General features: G+C 57.6%; 12 protein-coding genes. 6 read left to right on the forward strand and 6 right to left on the reverse strand.

Features of this window, described 5'->3' with window-relative positions:
• Positions 1-145: 145 nt before the first annotated feature.
• On the forward strand, positions 146-1279 hold the full coding sequence (locus AB4Z23_RS26555) for an IS3 family transposase (protein WP_441361072.1): 1134 nt from the start codon (positions 146-148) through the stop codon (positions 1277-1279).
• 1159 nt (positions 1280-2438) lie between these two features.
• Here AB4Z23_RS26555 and AB4Z23_RS26560 read toward each other — a convergent pair.
• The 4 genes from AB4Z23_RS26560 to AB4Z23_RS26575 all read right to left on the reverse strand — a co-directional run bounded on the left by AB4Z23_RS26560 (position 2439) and on the right by AB4Z23_RS26575 (position 5575).
• Positions 2439-3323, reverse strand: coding sequence for a hypothetical protein (locus tag AB4Z23_RS26560; protein WP_441361073.1), 885 nt, complete (start codon positions 3321-3323; stop codon positions 2439-2441).
• A gap of 13 nt (positions 3324-3336) precedes the next feature.
• On the reverse strand, positions 3337-3588 hold the full coding sequence (locus tag AB4Z23_RS26565) for a hypothetical protein (protein WP_441361074.1): 252 nt from the start codon (positions 3586-3588) through the stop codon (positions 3337-3339).
• A 230-nt stretch (positions 3589-3818) separates the two neighbouring features.
• The gene (locus tag AB4Z23_RS26570) at positions 3819-4403 is read right to left on the reverse strand and encodes a hypothetical protein (RefSeq protein ID WP_441361075.1); all 585 of its coding nucleotides are present in this window, start codon (positions 4401-4403) and stop codon (positions 3819-3821) included.
• Positions 4404-4585: 182 nt separating this feature from the next.
• Entirely contained in the window at positions 4586-5575 is a 990-nt protein-coding gene (locus AB4Z23_RS26575) for a hypothetical protein (RefSeq protein WP_174012582.1), read from the reverse strand.
• A gap of 198 nt (positions 5576-5773) precedes the next feature.
• On the opposite strand from AB4Z23_RS26575, the gene AB4Z23_RS26580 reads away from it, so the two are divergent.
• The 4 genes from AB4Z23_RS26580 (at position 5774) to AB4Z23_RS26595 (ending at position 11634) form a co-directional block, all read left to right on the forward strand.
• A complete protein-coding gene (locus AB4Z23_RS26580) occupies positions 5774-6163 on the forward strand; it encodes a hypothetical protein (protein ID WP_441361076.1) in 390 nt (129 codons plus the stop codon).
• 39 nt (positions 6164-6202) lie between these two features.
• Positions 6203-7537, forward strand: a complete 1335-nt coding sequence (locus AB4Z23_RS26585) for an MFS transporter (protein ID WP_441361077.1) — start codon at positions 6203-6205, stop codon at positions 7535-7537.
• 494 nt (positions 7538-8031) lie between these two features.
• Positions 8032-9030, forward strand: coding sequence for an AAA family ATPase (locus AB4Z23_RS26590; protein ID WP_441361078.1), 999 nt, complete (start codon positions 8032-8034; stop codon positions 9028-9030).
• 15 nt (positions 9031-9045) lie between these two features.
• Positions 9046-11634, forward strand: a complete 2589-nt coding sequence (locus AB4Z23_RS26595) for a S8 family peptidase (RefSeq protein ID WP_441361079.1) — start codon at positions 9046-9048, stop codon at positions 11632-11634.
• 22 nt (positions 11635-11656) lie between these two features.
• Here the strand turns inward: AB4Z23_RS26595 and AB4Z23_RS26600 are convergent, their stop codons facing one another.
• Both AB4Z23_RS26600 and AB4Z23_RS26605 read right to left on the reverse strand, forming a co-directional pair.
• On the reverse strand, positions 11657-13312 hold the full coding sequence (locus tag AB4Z23_RS26600; RefSeq protein WP_441361080.1) for a hypothetical protein: 1656 nt from the start codon (positions 13310-13312) through the stop codon (positions 11657-11659).
• Positions 13313-15718, reverse strand: a complete 2406-nt coding sequence (locus AB4Z23_RS26605) for a hypothetical protein (protein WP_441361081.1) — start codon at positions 15716-15718, stop codon at positions 13313-13315.
• Between the two features lie 478 nt (positions 15719-16196).
• On the opposite strand from AB4Z23_RS26605, the gene AB4Z23_RS26610 reads away from it, so the two are divergent.
• Positions 16197-17348 (forward strand): hypothetical protein, encoded by a 1152-nt coding sequence (locus AB4Z23_RS26610; RefSeq protein WP_441361082.1) that lies wholly within the window; start codon positions 16197-16199, stop codon positions 17346-17348.
• The last annotated feature ends 298 nt before the right edge of the window (positions 17349-17646 follow it).

A 17646-nucleotide genomic window follows, 5' to 3' on the forward strand; every position in this document is an offset into this window, starting at 1 on the left:
CGGTGCACAACCATAAATGGATGTTTTTCTTGGGTTCGGAATTTTATTTTCAAGTCCACGGAGAGCGGGCTCGGGAAATTTGAACAGCTAGGATAAGTGGAATTTCTGCCTGACTTCGGCTTAGATGCCGGGAACAGGAGATACCATGACRAGACGACCGCGYCGGAACCACAGCCCGGCTTTCAAGGCARARGTGGCRCTYGCCGCCATYCGAGGCGARCAGACGCTGGTGGAACTGTCCCAGCAGTTCGATGTGCATGCCAACCAGATCAAACAATGGAAAGACCAGCTCCTTGAGGGGGCGACAGGCGTTTTTGGCGATGAAGCGAAGACGGAACCGGCGTCCAACCGTCGATGTCAAAACGCTGCACGCCAAGATCGGCGAATTGACACTGGAGAACGATTTTTTATCCGGTGCGCTCGGCAAGGCGGGATTGCTGGGCGGAAAGAAATGATCAACCGCCAGCATAAGCTATCCGTCGTGCGCCAGGCCAAGCTTCTCGGCTTCAGCCGTAGTGTCTATTATCTGCCTCGTCCAGTGTCTGACGGCGATCTTGCCCTAATGCGCCGGATCGACCAACTGCATGTCGACTACCCGTTTGCCGGAAGTCGAATGTTGCAAGGGCTCTTGAGGGGAGAAGGGCTGGAAGCTGGGCGGTTGCACATTGCCACGCTGATGAAGAAGATGGGCATCGAAGCGATCTACCGCCGCCCGAACACATCCAAACCGGCCCCAGGTCACAAAATCTATCCCTACCTCCTGCGAAAGCTGGCGGTCACCAGGCCCAACCAAGTCTGGGCGATGGACCTGACCTATGTTCCGATGGCTCGCGGATTTGTCTATCTCTGCGCCGTTGTGGACTGGTTCAGCCGAAGGGTTCTGTCGTGGCGGCTGTCGATCACGATGGAAGCAGCCTTCTGCATCGAAGCAGTCGAGGAAGCGCTGGCCCGTTACGGCAAACCCGACATATTCAATACCGACCAAGGCTCGCAATTTACCTCGGTGGACTTCACGGCGGTGCTGAAGAGGGCGGAAATCGCCATCTCGATGGATGGCAAGGGTGCGTGGCGGGACAACGTGTTCGTCGAACGGCTCTGGCGTTCAATCAAATACGAGGAAGTCTACCTCCATGCTTACAAGACCGTGTCCGAGGCCCGCGTCGGCATTGGCCGATATCTGACCTTCTATAATAGCCGACGCCCACATTCATCCCTTGACCGGCAGACGCCGGATCAGGCCTACTTCAACGCGCTGACACCAATGATGGTGGCGGCATAATCGAGGCGGAAATCCACTTACCGAAACGCCCGAAACTGTTCAGACAAACCGAACCACCTCTCGCTTCCGCTCCCGCACATCTTATGCACGACAATATTGGGCGAGCCGAAGAGCGGCGACGAGTGCGCCCGCGAGTTCGGGGAGAATGCCATCAACGACAGCGACCGTGAAGGCACTTTCAATTGGGGCTGGCCCATGACCGACATCGAACCTTTGGTTCCGCCCTCACCGGCCCGTGGTGCTCAGGGGTTCTGGAATTGGAGCGGGCCATGACAGGACAATCACGATGAAAACGATGACGTGCCTTACTAGGTGACACGCGCAGAGGTGATGTCGGCCGCCGGGCTTTGCCTGTTTGTCGAAAACTTATAGGAAGCGCAACACCGTGAGCATGCGCTCCCTCACCTGATCCCTATATCCGACATATCTGCCATAATACGTGGGATCGTCACCACCGGAGCCTCCGGAGCAACTACGTGCCAAAGCGGCAATTAATGCGTCCCACTGGCTCAGGCCAGCTTCGATGGATTTCTTGGCGCCACTAATATCGTTTCTACTCAACGCCACTCGTGCATCGCTGAGCGATTTGACTGCTTTATTACCAGGTTCTTGCCTAGTGCTCCAGTTCAACGGGGGGACGCCCTGGCCATTGTGACAGCCCTGGCTCATCGACGCCATTGTTCTTTGGAATTCGGGAATTGCCTCATCTAGTATCTGACTGGCCACGACTTTCGCGTCTTCTGCCACAGCAACGTTGGCGACGGAAAATGAGACGAGAATGCCACATAGGATCGGAGCAGCTCTGGATCTTATATAGCGTGCTCTCTTAGAGTTTGATGGGTAGAAAGTCATCTGAATACCTCTTTGTTTGATGTATGCAGTGCAGGCGCTTGATGGTAGTGACGCGCCCACAACCACTCTACCACCAGATGTTCACAATCGAAGCGGGCACTTCGGATTACCGCCCTCCCTATTTCGACGTAGGTGCAAGTCCCCTTCTCTTCCGACAGCCGCCCCCGGGCGGCTTTTTCTTTTGGCGAACGACTGTGCCAGCCCACACCGAAATCGAGCAGAAGCTCGCCGACTTCCTTCACGCACTCGACGACAACCTTGAGGAAGCGACGGCCGCTGAAACTTTCGCCTCCCACACTTGCACAAGTTATGCAGGGGGATATTGAGGCGCAGCTAGCTTCCCCGTGCCCATCTTAGACTTGTCAAGTATTGGGTATAGCTTTGCCCATCGCGACAGGATGGGCACATTGAACGGTTCCCAAGCTAGCGTCAACGCTGCCACGACATCCCTGCCACCACCCGTCGTACCGGTAGCTTGTGATATAGATTGCTCTAGAGCCACAACGGTATCGAGTGCAGCTTCGACGATTTTCTCTGCTTTATAAGGAAATTTGTTCTCGAGTGTCGTGGTGGCGATCAAATCGATCATGTAGTTCATCCTAATGACGCCTGGTGGGTGATCAGAATCGAACACCGTAGCCACGTCAAACGGATGATTGTCAAAACCCCGAACGATCGAAAAAACTCCAAATACAAAACATCGTAACCGAAGGAGTGCCTTTTCTGCTTCACTGGTGCTTGGACGGATTTCCTCTATAGCAACCGGGCTTTGTAACCGTAGTTGAAGTAATAGCCAGGTTGCAAAGCAGTCGGCATCATTTTCAAGAGCTTGGCTTGTAAGGTTCTTATCGCGTTCCTTCGACCGGTCATCTTCTAGAATAAAGGTGAGACCGTTCCACTCTCTGCCAAGCTCTAAATGCCCATTAATGATGTGCCCTAGCTCATGATATACCAACCATTCGATAGCGCCAAAGGCAATTTGTGAGCGTAGTGTTTTCAATGGATCATCGAATTTGACATTCGCTTCAAAGCCAAGCGCCGTATATGCGGCAAACCTATCGGACGCCATCGCTTCAGTGCGGTTGGTATAGGTGTCAAGCTCATACTCAAGGTGTTCAGCAATCGCCGATGTGCTCATCAGCTGAGTGATGGTGGCAATCGTACGTGATGGTGCTGCAAGCCAAACTGCCACGCAGTACTCGCCTTCACCAAGTCTGATGGCGCAGGCTTGGAAGACTTTTTTCAGCGTCGAGGATGAAACAGAGATAAATCTTTGCGCGTACGTCCAGCTTCCGAGTGAGATTATCAATAGATTTTCGGCAGAAAGCGTAATACCGCCCCGCCAAATATCCAACGCTGTCATCGCCTTCAGTCTCGAGCACGACTGCATTGTAGCCAATCTGCTGCAATAGATCATTGATAGTGCGGATGTGCGCATCTGGCAGATCAGTCACCATTATCTATCTCCTTCTCCGCGAATTTTAGGCACAGCCACACAATTCGCCAGAGAGGTATGCCCAAACCACCCATTTTGCACCGCTTAATGCCCAGGACGAGGTCGATGACCTCATCCTGACTATCCGCTTGACTGGCTCACGAGTGGTAACCGGCGCGAGGTGCACAGGGCTTTTGGAACTGGAGCGGGCCATGCAGCGCGAAGAGGTTGGCTTGGGGGCGCCATCACTGATCAAAACGTACCATCGTAAATTGGAAAGCCGGAACCAGGCGGCGAAGGATTGTCATGCCTAAGTCGCGTTATAGATGCGGCGTTCATTTTTAAGATATTTTCTGCGAGACCAGTGTCATCATATTTCATCAATATGTTGTCGCGCGCGACCTTCCAGCCAAGTGTTTGCACGACGTAGTTCCTTGACCATGATGGCGCGTTATCTGTGTAATTCGCGTAAAGGTTGACATCAAATGTCCAGGTAAAGGGCCCACCCCTGTCTGGTTTCAGCGTGAACTGATTAGACAATCGACGGATGACGAGTTCCATGTGGCCGTTTGGCCAGATGGTCAGGGATGAAGGCGCGACCCAGTGCAGATTACTGGTCTCCCAACTATCAAATTCAAAATAATAACCGCCGATCGGCGTAGCAGCACGGATCCTTTGTCGCTCTGCCTCGATCGCTTCGCGAAGAATCCTCTCCATGTTATCAATCGTGTCATCGATCGGACCGATAATCTCATCAATGGGCGGGAAAAGCGCGTTAACCTCAGTTTCAACAGCCGGGCGCACCCTTACGCGCGGCTCAATTACTTCCAATCTCATGACACACCCCAATGCTTGGTTGAGTTAATATTTGAGGTTCTCAATTCAGAAAACGGCCAGTGAATAAACTACGCTACTAACTCGGGAATAAAACACTGTCTCGGCGATCTTTCAACCGGCCATTGCTATTCTACCCACCACCCTGCCAACGGTGCAAAACCACGTACAAACGGCCTTTTAAGCTATTGGGTATCCACATCTTTGGTTGCGGCGCTGGTTTTGCGAGGCCTTCGAGTTGGTTGACCTGATTTTAGCGCCGCCGATGCCTTGGTGAGTAACGAATTGTCATTCTTCGCCTCATCAAGAAATTTCAATTCGCGACTACTTACCTCAACCATCTTGTGGGCGGCATCAACGATTTGTGCTGGCGTCCCGTACTCAATGATGAACCGCATAGCCAGATGCCTGTCGCGCAACTGGGCCAACCCTTCGGTGAAGTAACGCTGCAAGGCAATAGCTTGGTTGCTAAACCTTAGGAATAGCAGTGCAGTAAACTCAGCGAGCAATACAAATCCAACCCACGGAGCTGCACGTGCTGCCAGAATCGGAATGATTGAACGGTCATAAGTCAGACTGAACAACTCCAGTAGGGAAGGCCCTGCTTTGGCTAGTAGATAAATCCGAAAGGCACCAACCCCCAAGCCTACAAGTGCCATCGCATAAGCAGCGCGCCTGGCCCATCCAGCGGACCGTTCTGCACGAGCGCTCGGCCCTTCCAACCTGTTCTTCAACTCAAGAGTGACGCTATGCATAAATTCCAGAGAGCGAACAGTCCTAGCCTCGTCATTTGTCCGCTGCCTCAACGCGGTATCCAATGCAGATATGATTCCGTCGTCTAGCTTGCTATCTAGCATTTTCTTTAGGAGGGGATTTGCATCGATACCGTCGAAAGCAAGTTCGTGGATTTTGACTTCGACAATCTGACGGAGGCGCTCCTCGGCGGCCTGCACCGAACTCTCAACTGTGCGCTCCGTTCGATCCACGTACAAGTCGACAGACTTTAATTTAGAAAGTTGAGTCCAAGCGACAGCTGACGCAACTGCGATAGCGACTGAAGCCGCAGCCATAATCAAGGTGAATTGCTTTTCGCCCACATCGCGAGCAATGACGAACGCGATGCCTGCGCAGAAACCTGTCGTGGCCACCAAGGCCGCCGGTTTGAATACACTCATATAATTACTTCTCATCTAATAGTTGCAGAGAAGAAGTAGCACTGCTCAACCCCGATTCCAAGGCCGCCTCCAGGCGGCTTTTTCTTTGGAGAACATCATGCCAGACGCTACCCCTTGGGCCAAGGCCAACCTTGAAATCTATCGCAACGTCGCAAAGAGCCCGCGCGAAATCGGCACCCGTTTTCAAGAAACAGCTCAATGGGAAACAGAGATCAATCAGGCGGCGCGTGCAACGACCGACGTTCTGACTTCTCTGAAAGAAACCCCACGCTGCACCACGGAACGCTCAACGCCATTTTCATGCCGGCGGTAATCGATTTCAACCGCTCCGCACCGACATCGGCCAGCGAGAACAAGTACCGACACATTGCGCAGGCGATGGGATTGAACTCCGGTGACGAGATTGAAAGCGCAGTCAAGGCGATGACAAAAGCCATCGGCCTGCCGACCAGCCTTTCAGAGATCGGCGTGACCAGAGACCTGTTCGAGCGGATCGTCACCGGAGCGCTGGCCGATCACAGTCACAAAACCAATCCGCGCGACGCCACGTCCGCAGACTACATAACGATGCTTGAAGCCTCCTTCTGAGGAGCGAGGCTGACTGAACACGATCAATGGGAGGAACGAATGACGATTACAACGGCAGGTGACACGGTACATACGAGCACGAGAAAGGAAGATCAGGTAACGGATACGGATCGCCGCCGTGCCCTCATGGGTTCAGCGGTCGGATCGACTATCGAATGGTACGACTACTTCCTCTACGGAACGATGTCGGCTTTCGTGTTTGGCAAGCTGTTTTTCCCATCGACCGATCCGGTGGTCAGCCAGTTGCTGGCGCTGACCACATTTGCGCTCGCCTTTCTTGTCCGGCCGCTCGGCGGCATCGTCTTTTCTCATATCGGCGACAGGATCGGGCGCAAGAAAACCCTTGCCGTCACGTTGAGCCTGATGGGATTTTCGACCGTTGCGATGGGGCTGCTTCCGACATACGAAACAATTGGAATCGCCGCTCCCATATTGCTGACGTTTCTGCGCCTGTTGCAAGGGATAGCGCTTGGCGGAGAATGGGGAGGGGCAGTCCTTTTGGCCGTCGAGTATTCTCCGCGGAACAAGCGAGGATTCTTCGGAGCTGTCCCTCAGACCGGAGCGGTTCTCGGTCTGGCGCTCGGCAACGCAGTGACATCTTTCCTCGGCTATCAGCTTGGCGACGAGGCGTTCCTGTCCTGGGGCTGGCGGGTGCCGTTCGTACTCTCCATCGTTCTTGTGTTTGTCGGCATGTATATTCGCAACCGCGTAGACGAAACGCCGTCATTCCGCCGCGTCCTGCACTCCCAGAAGGCGCAGAAGGTTCCCCTGTTTGAAACGTTCCGGACGCATAAACGCGAAGTGCTCGTCGCCATCGGTGCAAAGTTCGTGGAAACATCCACATTCTTCCTCTACGCCACCTTCACGATCTCCTATCTGGTCAGCCTGGGTTACAACAAGGTCACGATTTTGAACCTGGTACTGCTGGCTTCCCTGCTTGCCTTTCCGATGATGCTGGTCTTCGGGCGTCTTTCAGACAAGATAGGAAGAAAAAAGGTCTTCGTCGGAGGAACGATTGCGCTGATCCTCTGGGCATTCCCGTATTTCTGGATGCTCAATCAGGGTTCGATTGTGCTTGTGGGCATCGCAATCTTCGTCGGGCTCGGAATCATATGGCCGACCTACGGTGCGATGATCGGAACCGTACTGGCCGAAGCCTTCCCGCCCGATATTCGCTACACGGGCATGTCGCTCGGTTATCAGGTCGGGGCAGCGCTGGTGGGCGGTCCAATGCCGCTGATCGCAACCGCCATGCTCACCGCATATAGCGGCAGCTACGTTCCCGTTGCGCTCTTCATCATCGCTTGCGCAACCGTGTCGCTGGTCGCCATGGCCTATACCCAAGACCGAACGGGTGCCGATCTCGACACCTAGTCCACGCTGACGAGACCACCGGGCGGCTTTGTGCCGCTCGGCTGTCGGCGGCGACTTGGAATATAGCGGACCGTGGAGATCGATCGTCTCTGGTCACATTGATCCCATAGCCCAAAGTCTCCTAGAGGAAACGGAGCAATTGTGTGCAAAATCCTTCGCCTTGAAAGGAATCGAACCGACAGCGCGTAGCTCCAGCGCCTATCACTCTGAATTTACTTAATAAGGGTTTCATGGAATCTGTTAGCGTAAGCCGGCGGGCGGCTGCTGTGGGGCGTTTCAAATCCAACGTCGTGTTCCGCTCCACAAGGCGCGTTCAGACATGGGCAATCGCCGCATTGCCTCGGCACCTGGTTTTGTATACGCAGTCGCGAATTCGCCTTGGTTTCCGCGCTTCGGCGAAAATAGCTTGGAAACCTTATCTAAGGTATATTCATTCTCAATCTGACGTGCACTGATGTACGCAGTAGCCGTCAACAATATCACGGGAGGTGCAGATGTCGGCAAAGCAGTTTATCGCACTCCTGAACTCCCATGTTGCCGGCGACGAAGACCAATTCCTGTCGATCGCGCTGCAGGTCGCGGCCCAGGAGGCACGCAGCGGAAACGCGGTCGAGGCCGAAAAGCTGAAGCGGATCGTCCAACGTTTGCGAGACCGCGTCAGCGACGCGCCCAAGACGCAATCCGTTGTGCCAATGGCGCGGCCACGTGGCGAGCTGCTGGAGTTCGTCCAGAGCGCCTACCCGAAGACCGGGCTCGATGGCATGGTGCTGGCGGACCGGATCCGCGCTCGCCTCGACCGGGTCGTGCGGCAGCAGTCCGAGCGTGCATTGCTGCGCGACCACGGTCAGGTTCCCGCCTCGCATATCCTGCTCGTGGGGCCGCCGGGTACCGGGAAGACAATGACAGCGGCGGCCTTGGCGGCAGAGCTTCATCTCCCGTTGTTCACGGTTCGCCTGGATTCGCTCTTCAGCCGGTTCTTCGGGGAGACCGCAAGCCGGCTGCGCTTGCTGTTCGACCAGATTGCCAGGACGCGCGGCGTCTACCTCTTCGACGAGTTCGACGCCGTCGGCTCGGTCCGCGGAGATAGCAACGATGTTGGCGAAATCCGCCGCGTCCTGAACTCGATCCTGACTTTCATGGAAGAGCCCAACGCGACCGACAGCGTCGTGATTGCTGCCACCAATCATCCCGAGATCCTGGACGGCGCTCTCGCGCGCCGTTTTGACGAGATCGTCGAATACGACGTGCCGAGCGGTGACGCCGCCCGCACGCTGCTATCGCGGCGGCTCCGCCCGTTGAAGCTAACCGACAAGACGTGGTCTGACGTGGAACCGGCTACAAAGGGCCTCAGCCAGGCCGAACTCGTCCGGGCCGCCGACACTATCGTCAAGGATGCCATCCTCGAAGGCGCGAAGACATTGTCACCGGCCGCCTTGCGTGGAGCGCTGGACGATCGCCAGGCACTCAAGGGACGCTTGAACGCTCAACGCTGATCAAATGGGGGATTGATGGCGAACGGTGACGACTATTCAGCGCACGAGCTGGCGCATATCCGTTTCGAGCCGTTTCGTGTCGAGGCACAATACGAGTTTCCTAACCGCCCCCAGGATCGCAAGCCGCGTCGCGATGATTATCACGCCCATGCGCAATCCCTAACAGCTCAGTTGACGGCCGCACTCGGAGCACTACCGGCGGCCGGCAACGACCAGCGGCTCGCGATCGCGGACCAGAAGCGCGGGACAATCGTCGAGCTGGAAACGATGGTCCCCGGGTCGCCCAGGCAGGGGGCGACGAAGACCCCGGCACTGGACTACCCCGCACAGGACATCGTGGTACTGAGATCCGAGAGACAGCAGGATCGCACCGAGCGCTCCGTCCTCTTCGTCCCCGACGACGCAAGGAACTATCTTCTTGGCCGCATCAGCGCCTATGGCGCGGAAGATCTCGGCAATCGCAAGCGTCCCGATGTCCCTAAGTTTGAACCGATCGAGACCGTCCGCACTGCGGAGGCTCGCAGCCTGTTTTCGGGTACGATCGACTTCGAAGCCCCCGAGAGCCGATGGTGGGAGCTCTGGGTGAGGGAGCCGGCCGAACAGAAGCCCGGAGCACGGACGAATGCCCTAATAGCAGGAGCCGGAGCATCGGGTCTTGACGTGCACAATGAGTGTCTGTCGTTTCCCGACGCCGAGGTCGTGTTCGTGCATGGTTCGGCTGGCCAGGTCGTGTCGTTCCTCGGACGAATCCCAGGCGCCATCTGGGAAGTCCGAAAGGCGGAAGGAACGATCGAGCCGTTCCTGGAAGTCGGCGGGACGGGCCTGGTCCAACAGGACTGGGTTGCCGACCTGGCAGGTAGGATCGAAGCACCGCCGCAAGATGCCCCATCCGTCTGCGTGCTCGATTCCGGGGTGGCCGCGGCGCATCCACTGCTTGCGCAGGGGATGGGGGGCGCATGGTCGATCGACGCGGCATGGGGGACGGATGATCATCACCACCACGGCGGGCACGGTACGCCAATGGCGGGGATGGTCCTGCATGGCGATCTCTTCTGGCGCATGAACGACGACCAGCAGGTGCAGCTCACGCACTATGTCGAGTCGGTCAAGTTCCTGCCGCCCAACGGCTTTCCGGCCAACCGGCCTTCTGCTTATGGCATCGTCACCCAGTCCGCGGTCGCAACCGCGGAGATCGAGCGGCCCAACGTGGCGCGCAGCTTCTGCGTGGCATCCTCGACCAGTCTCTTCTCGCCCGACGCCCCCTCATCTTGGAGCGGCGCCCTGGACCAGATCAGCGCCGGATCGATGCCTGGAGAGCAGGACAGCCAGATCCTCGCGAAAGACCATGAGAAGCGGCTGCTGCTGGTCGCCAGCGGCAATGTCATTGGCGGCCTGCGGGCGCAGGTCGAGCAGCACCATACCATCGAGGATCCCGCCCAGAGCTGGAACGCGTTGACGATTGGCGGTTCCACGGCCAAGGCAGAGCATGCACCAAACCTCACTCCGCTTGCGGCCGCCAATGACAGGAGCCCCTTCAGCACCGGGTCGCAGGACATGCTGGGCGACCTGACGCCGATCAAGCCGGAGGTGCTGTTCGAGGCCGGCAATATGATGGTCGACCAAGCAGGTTATTGCGACTGGCACCCCGCGGTTTCATTGCTTGGAACCGGCTCGGATGTCGCCGGCGAGCCGCTCGTCCCGTTCTGGGCGACGAGTGCTGCGACTGGCATCGCCGGCAATTTCGTCGGCCGCCTGAAGGCAGCTTTGCCCAATCTATGGCCCGAAACGTATCGAGCGCTTGTCGTGCAGTCGGCTGAATGGCCAACACCAATTCGACGGAAGCTGATCGGGACCGGGGCGCACTGGAGGACTGGCAGCAAGGGCGACAAGCAGCGCATTCTGCGCGACGTTGGATTCGGGGTTCCGAACCTGTCCCGGGCGATCGCTTCAGCTCGCAATGATACCACCCTCCTGGCGCAAGCAGAAATCCAGCCTTTCGCCGTCGGACAAGGCGGAACCGCAGTCTTCAACGAAATGCATTTCTATGAGTTGCCCTGGCCGCGCGCTGCACTGCAGGGCCTCGAAAATACCGTCGTGATGATGAAGGTCACCCTTTCCTACTTCATCGAGCCAAACCTGTCCGGTCGCGCCGCGACGCGGCCGGACACCTATCGCTCCTACGGCCTTCGTTTCGAGCTCAAGAAACGGCTGGAGACTGATGACGAGTTCCGCCTGCGCCTTAGTCGACCGGAAGATCAGGCACCAGATATCGAGAACGGAGACCAGCCGGCGGAGAAGGAAAAGCAGGCAACCGAGGCAAGCCACTGGCTTCTGGGGCCAAAGGCAGTACAGGCCGGGTCGCTGCATTGCGATCTCTGGCGCGGGTATGCCGTCGACCTGGCAAGCCACGACCATATCGCAGTCTATCCCGTCAGCGGCTGGTGGAAGTCTCATACCGGGCAGAAACGGATGACCGACAAGGGCCGTTATTCCTTGGCGATTTCGATCACCGCCGAGGGCCAGGACGTCGATCTCTATTCGGAAATCTCCGCCGAGCTCACAGCGCGGGTCGCGGCAGCAATCGAGGTCGATGCCGCTGGTTGAGCATCCGGCCGGCGATGGCGGATCAGCAGCTGCCTGCCATAAACTGCGGCTCCACGTTCGTGTCGTCACGAACGATCATGCCGCCCTGCGCGGCGAGCGACAGGGCGGACAGCAGGCGGTCGGGCGTCGGCCCGAATGGACCGCTCAACCTCTTGTGGACCCTGAGCCACCCGCTGTCGCCGAGCGCAAGCCGCAAGCGCTGCGTGCCATCACCGTTTCTCGCAACCGACCATCTGACATGCTGGCCAATCACCCAGGTCTCGATCAATTCGCGCCAGAGGGTTTCGACCGTCACTTCGGCCAGGGACAGGAGCCGCCGATATTGCAGCGATATCGGGAAGCGATCCGATCGCCCTCCCAATTCGCCGAACCTGCCATCATCGGCGCCTTCTCGCTTCAGCGCCGCATACATGGCCTGTACGTAGCCAAGAGCAGTCAGGGCCAGGCCTGGAATGGTCTCGTAGCTGCCCGGGGCGCCACGCTGCGCGATTGTCAGCTTTTCACTCAATGCGACCAGATCCGTGTCACCCTTGGCGGCTGCGGCGGGCCAGCCGTGGGTCTCGCAACGCTGCGACAGCGCGGTGAGCAGGTTGCCGACGGTCGGGCCAGCCAAGTCCTTATCAAAAACCTCGGCTTGGCGGAGTGCCATGGCAACAAGGGCATCCGTCGATGCCGATCCGCCGTTTGACTTGATCATTACCTCAATCCACACAAGCATGCTTTCCAGCGCCAGTCGCTGCAACTGGCGTACTTGCAGGGAGGACATCAGCAGCCACGTCGCCTGAAGTCCGGTATCGTTCGAACCGGCGCGGACAAGCGCGCGTCCGCCGGGTAGCACGCCTGATACCAGAACGGTACGCAGCTCCGGCACCGTCAAACCCTCCGGTGTCGCTTCGATGGCTTCAAGGACAAGCGCCAGCGTGTCGTTTCGCCTGGTGAAATCCGTCCTGCCTGTTTCTCGGCCCGGTTCGAACAGGCTGCGGAAGACCTCGCGTTCCTCGCTCGACGGCTCCGACGGCGGAAGTTCGTCGTTGAGCGGCTGCACCTCCTCTGGGAGGAAGGTGTGAACACTGGGATCGAACATGTGGCGCACTGCAGACCTGGACACAATTGCATCAATCGCGCGGACAGCAGGCATGACCTGTTCGGTCGGCCGGAAAACGCCCGTGACCGACGTCTGCTCGAGAAATCCGAGCGCCTTGATCGAGGGACCGTACTGAATTGCGTCCATGATAGAGGTGGAGGCTTGGCGCTTCTTCTTCACGCTTTCCCAAGTCGCGCCCTTGAACGTGAATGCCCCTCCGCCCTCCATCGGCATGCAACTCCTCAATACCGCCATCCCAGGCAGGTCGCGTCCGCCAGCCAGCATATGCGACCAAGCGTAAATCACCTCGAGGCGCATAACGAAGTCCTTTGCCGCAGAGGAATCGATATCTTTCTTGCCGCCGTTCGATAGTAAATCGTTGGTCTTGCACCACGCCCAGGCCATGAAGGCGTATGGACGGATGAAGACCGTCGTGTTGTTGATCCCCGGGATCGCCCGATCCATCAGGTCGAGATTGATCTGGCGCAGGCCTAGCGGATCCACGCCCCCGTCCTTCATGGCAAGCTTGGTGACCAACCGCGCACCCGGCGCCGTCGCGAAATCGAGGTCAATATCCTGGAGCAGCTGGTTCATTTAAGACTCCTCCGGCTGGATGTCGACGATGATCGCGATGCACTTCAGCCCTTGGCAGCTGGCGATGCCACCCTTGCGCAGGCGACCCGCTTCAACCGCCGCAAGCTTCATGTGGCAGGATGGGCAATTCGTCCAGTCACTGCGAACGACTACCGTGTCCCGACGCAGGAGGCCCTGGCAGATCTTGCCGAAGGCAGCGATCTCCTCAGCACTTGCGGCAGACGAAAGATCGGGCATCGAACTCTTGCCGTCGAGCGCAGCTAGCAGGGCTCTATTGCGCTGCCAAGACGTCGGCGCGGAAAGTATCCCGGTGATGGCCAGCTTCCACTCAATGGCATTGACGTCAGGGGCAAGCTGACTTTCACGATGGCCGGTCGGTGGCTTTTCGAGAAGTTGCCGGTGGTCCTTGGTCAATCCGCCACGAAACCAGATCTCTAACGCCTTGTGAATCTCGGCGCTCTTATTTGCATGGCGAATACCAGGACCCACCGTTGCAACGGCATAACACCGGTCGAGTGTATCCAAGCCACTAAGTGCTGGTCCAGCGCGTCTTGCCAAGTTTCGCCAGGCGGGCAACTGGCTCCTCAGGAAGTGTTCGGGTTCCTCGACATTGTCAGCGCCATAGAGAATGAAATCGAGCACAGAGAGGATGTCCTCCCGTTTGGTTGGTCCATCAGGTGTTTCGTCGATCTTGCGCATGAAGGAGCCGATCGCCCCGGCTAATAGGTCCGCATTCGACCAGACACTTCCCTCGCGTCCGTCATCGCCGCCCTCCCCCGCATCGTTTTCGTGCCCGTGCCCCTGCCCCCGCCGGGGGGCATTCGTGATCCTTTGACGGAACCGCGCGATGAGCTTCTGGAACGCAGACTGGCCCAAGCCTGACGTAGCGCGGTTGTTTTCAGGCTTAAGGGCATCGCCAAGCCCGAGCTCTCCGGCCGGGACCAACTGTGTGGTCTCTTCCTTGTCAGCCTTGGGAGAACCGCTCCCGGACGCCATCGGTTCGTGGACGCCCAAGAAGGCTTCTGGATGCTTGGTGAAGAAGCCTGCAATGATATCGTTGTCACGCGGGTTTTCGGCGCCGCCAGCGGCACGCGCCATGGCTTCCGCAATAGCGCCGCGCTCGCGAACCGCAGCAATTATATCGGTCATTACCAGCCAACCGCGCACGGTCTCTTCGCCTCGGACCAGTACCAACTGTACTGAAGAGACGGCCGCTTCCACCCTCGCTCGCTCGATCATAAATCTTCCATCAGCCGCCAGCTCGACCGCGCCAACGGCCTCGAATCGGCCAGGCGCATAAAAGGAGGCGTTCCAGGTTCCTTCCGGAGCGGTGACGTCGAGGACGCGGCCATTAATCCCGCCGCCATCCAGACGCGCGATCAGGCATGGAGACCCGGTATGGTGCGGCTCCTGGCCACCTTCCCCGACGAGGCCCTTCGGATATCCCGCAGGGCTCCAGCCGAGCCATGGCGCACCGTTCGATACCCTTGCGACAACCACCTCGACGCTGCCAAGCCCCAGGCCGTTGACCGTCGCGTTGGCGCTGCCGGCAATCGTCAGCCGCCCCCTGGCACATTCGATGTCGAAGGCCTTGGCGTGCAACAGCTTCTCGCCCGAGAACGACGCGCTGGTAACGGGCTGCGCCACCAATCCCAGGGTTTTGGCTGTAACGAAATCAAACCAGAATGGTACTTTCGGCGGAACGAACACATTGACCGTCTTGCAACCGAGGTTGTGCGCGAGATCGACAACTGCTTTTGGGCCACCGAAATAGGGCGACAGGACAGTGAGCGTTCTTGCGCCACCGAGTTCCTTTGCCATTTCGACGAGTTGGGGTGCGAGTGCCCGGTTGACTGAATGAAGCACACGGGTCGGCCCACCGCTCTTGTGATCGCCGGCGGCGAGGCAGAGGTCAGCAAATTCATGGAGCGGCGGCAACGCGGAGGGGTCGGATCGAAGTCGGCCCTGCCCGAAGGCGTCACCAAGGGAAAGCAGGAAATCTGCCAGATCGGTGAACGCTTCCGGGTCGGTTTCGGGGTTCAGGTATTCGGCGACTTCCGTGTTGAACCCCCAGCCGCCCATCGTAAGGTTACCCGATCCGATGAGAGCCCGCAGTTCGCCCTCGTGCGATGCGAGCATTGTGATCTTTGGATGAAATACTCCGCTACCGAGGACGGAGATTGGAATGACGTCGTAACCAACCCCAGCGCTCGACGCGCCAGTTTCCGACAACGAGGCTCGGTAGCCCTCGACATCAGCCAGGATCGTAACGTCGCGCCGATTGTCGCCGAGCGCCTGAAGAGGCACGGCTTCCAGGAACGACAGGCTCAGCGAATAGGTCGTCATCAGTACGGAACGCCAACGGTCGCTCCGCAATATGTCGAGGGGAGAAATTTCGAGTGTCATGGCTCAACGCGTCAATGGAGCTCGACTATGCGCTAGGAAGACTTGAGGTTCCCTTAATTGCACGCGAGTGCCTTAGGCGATTTCACACGTTTAACGATATTGCCGAAGCGGAGCTTTACATCAGCCCGCGCGTTAAATTGCCAACGCGAGATGCACCGGCACGCACGGGTCACGAAGGCAAACGGTCATTGTGTCATCCCGGTCACCGACACATTCTTGGCACTGACATGTGAACGGCCTTCGCTTGGTCCAGGTAGATCCTGACGGCGTTGAAAAGGAGTCTTACTGGCTGGTCTGCGATTGTCTTCACTTGACCGAAGGCGGGCCGCTTGTCATACATGGGATGGCCCTACACGCGGGCCGGTGTGCCCGCCACGCAAAGCTATGTCAGCGTTTCATCTCTGAATTGTCACACTGTGCCAACAAGCACGGTCTGGCCATTAGCGGGCACATGGTCGGATCAATTCAGGAACTGAATATGACCGAAGCAGCAGAAATCAGCCGCCTTAAATTCCTTGCGAAACGTCACGCCCGAGCCACCAGGGTAGCGCTACATGAGGCGTTCAACTCCATTGCCGTCCACCTCGGCTACGCCAATTGGACCCAACTAGTCTCCGCCAACAAGGGTGGGTGGGTACCAAGCCCCGATCAGATGGCGAGCATCGAAGCGATTGTCGCGAGTCACGTTTCACCTGCGGATTTCAAGACCGGAAGTGCTGACGCCATCGCGCGTCGTTGGGAGTATCTTGAAAGAGCAGAACGAGGCCAGATAAGGGGTCACACTTATCGCCTACAACTGGCACTAGATGACGTCATCATTGCGGGAGACGGGTGGAGCGTGACGGTTCCAGAGAACCCTAGTGCGCGCCCAACAGTTCGGACGAGTGGTGAAGCAGATGACCAATGCCCCGTGTTCGATCCGGACTTCCTCGAAGAAGCATTGAGCCTGGCCAATCATCGGATGGCGCAAGTCCGTGGCAAAATCGCTACCGACTGGCCAAGGAGGTCAACGAAGCCAGATGCGGACGGCCAATCTCGCCATCCACTTTGGGACCGCGATTCCGACACTTGGTTTTGCTTGCATTGTGATGGGAAGATTTCTGGAGTTCAGATAGCTGAAAATCTGTGGCATTGCCCCGCATGCGGCGCTTCCCCAGTCGACATTTTCGATACTGCTTTCTGGTGCGAAGATGAAGGCAAGTCGCTCCCGCCGATCGGCGCCAAAGCAAAATCCGACAGTAGCAGGCCCGACTTCCAGGTAGTCGATGACCGTCCAAAACTTGAGCTGAGCGAACGCAACATCGTTCTTCTCATGAGAAGCGCACTGTTAGATGACGCGAGGAACGTTAGCGAACGATTGGGGGCGCTCCTGGCCGAAATCACCGTCGATGAAGACAACGACGTGTGGATCTCGCTCGAAGAGGATTTGTGGCCGGATCATAAGGAGCCAACTCAGGCGATCAAGGTTGCAGCACAGCTCGGTATCGAGATTGAGTTGGAGACTATGTGGTCGAAGATACCTTTTCACTGGCCAGCTTTGGGTGAGCAGACCTCAAGCACCACCGAATACGTGCAGATTTTGCTCGATGCGTATGCGCAGTACGCTGTCCGTTCAGATAGCGACGCGTAGTCGTTTCAGACCAACCTCCTCGATCGGACATCGATCAAGGAGGTTGGTCGCGATGCTTTTCATGTAATGGATGCATTTTGCACTCTTTCAAACAAGGTGGTCTCGCACCTCATTCGGGTGCACGGCCCTCCAAAGCCTAAGCTAGGCAGTTGAGATCCCATCAGGGGTGAGTAGCGGCCTGCACCATGGCAGAGTGAGGTCGCTAGAAAACTCTCTGGAGGCCAATCATGCCGATAACAGCAGATCAAACTCAATCGCAGATCACTACTCCCGTCGATCTTGGCGCAATATTCGTCTC

Source organism: Agrobacterium sp. MCAB5 (assembly GCF_052114365.1).
Taxonomy (GTDB): Bacteria; Pseudomonadota; Alphaproteobacteria; order Rhizobiales; family Rhizobiaceae; genus Agrobacterium; species Agrobacterium tumefaciens.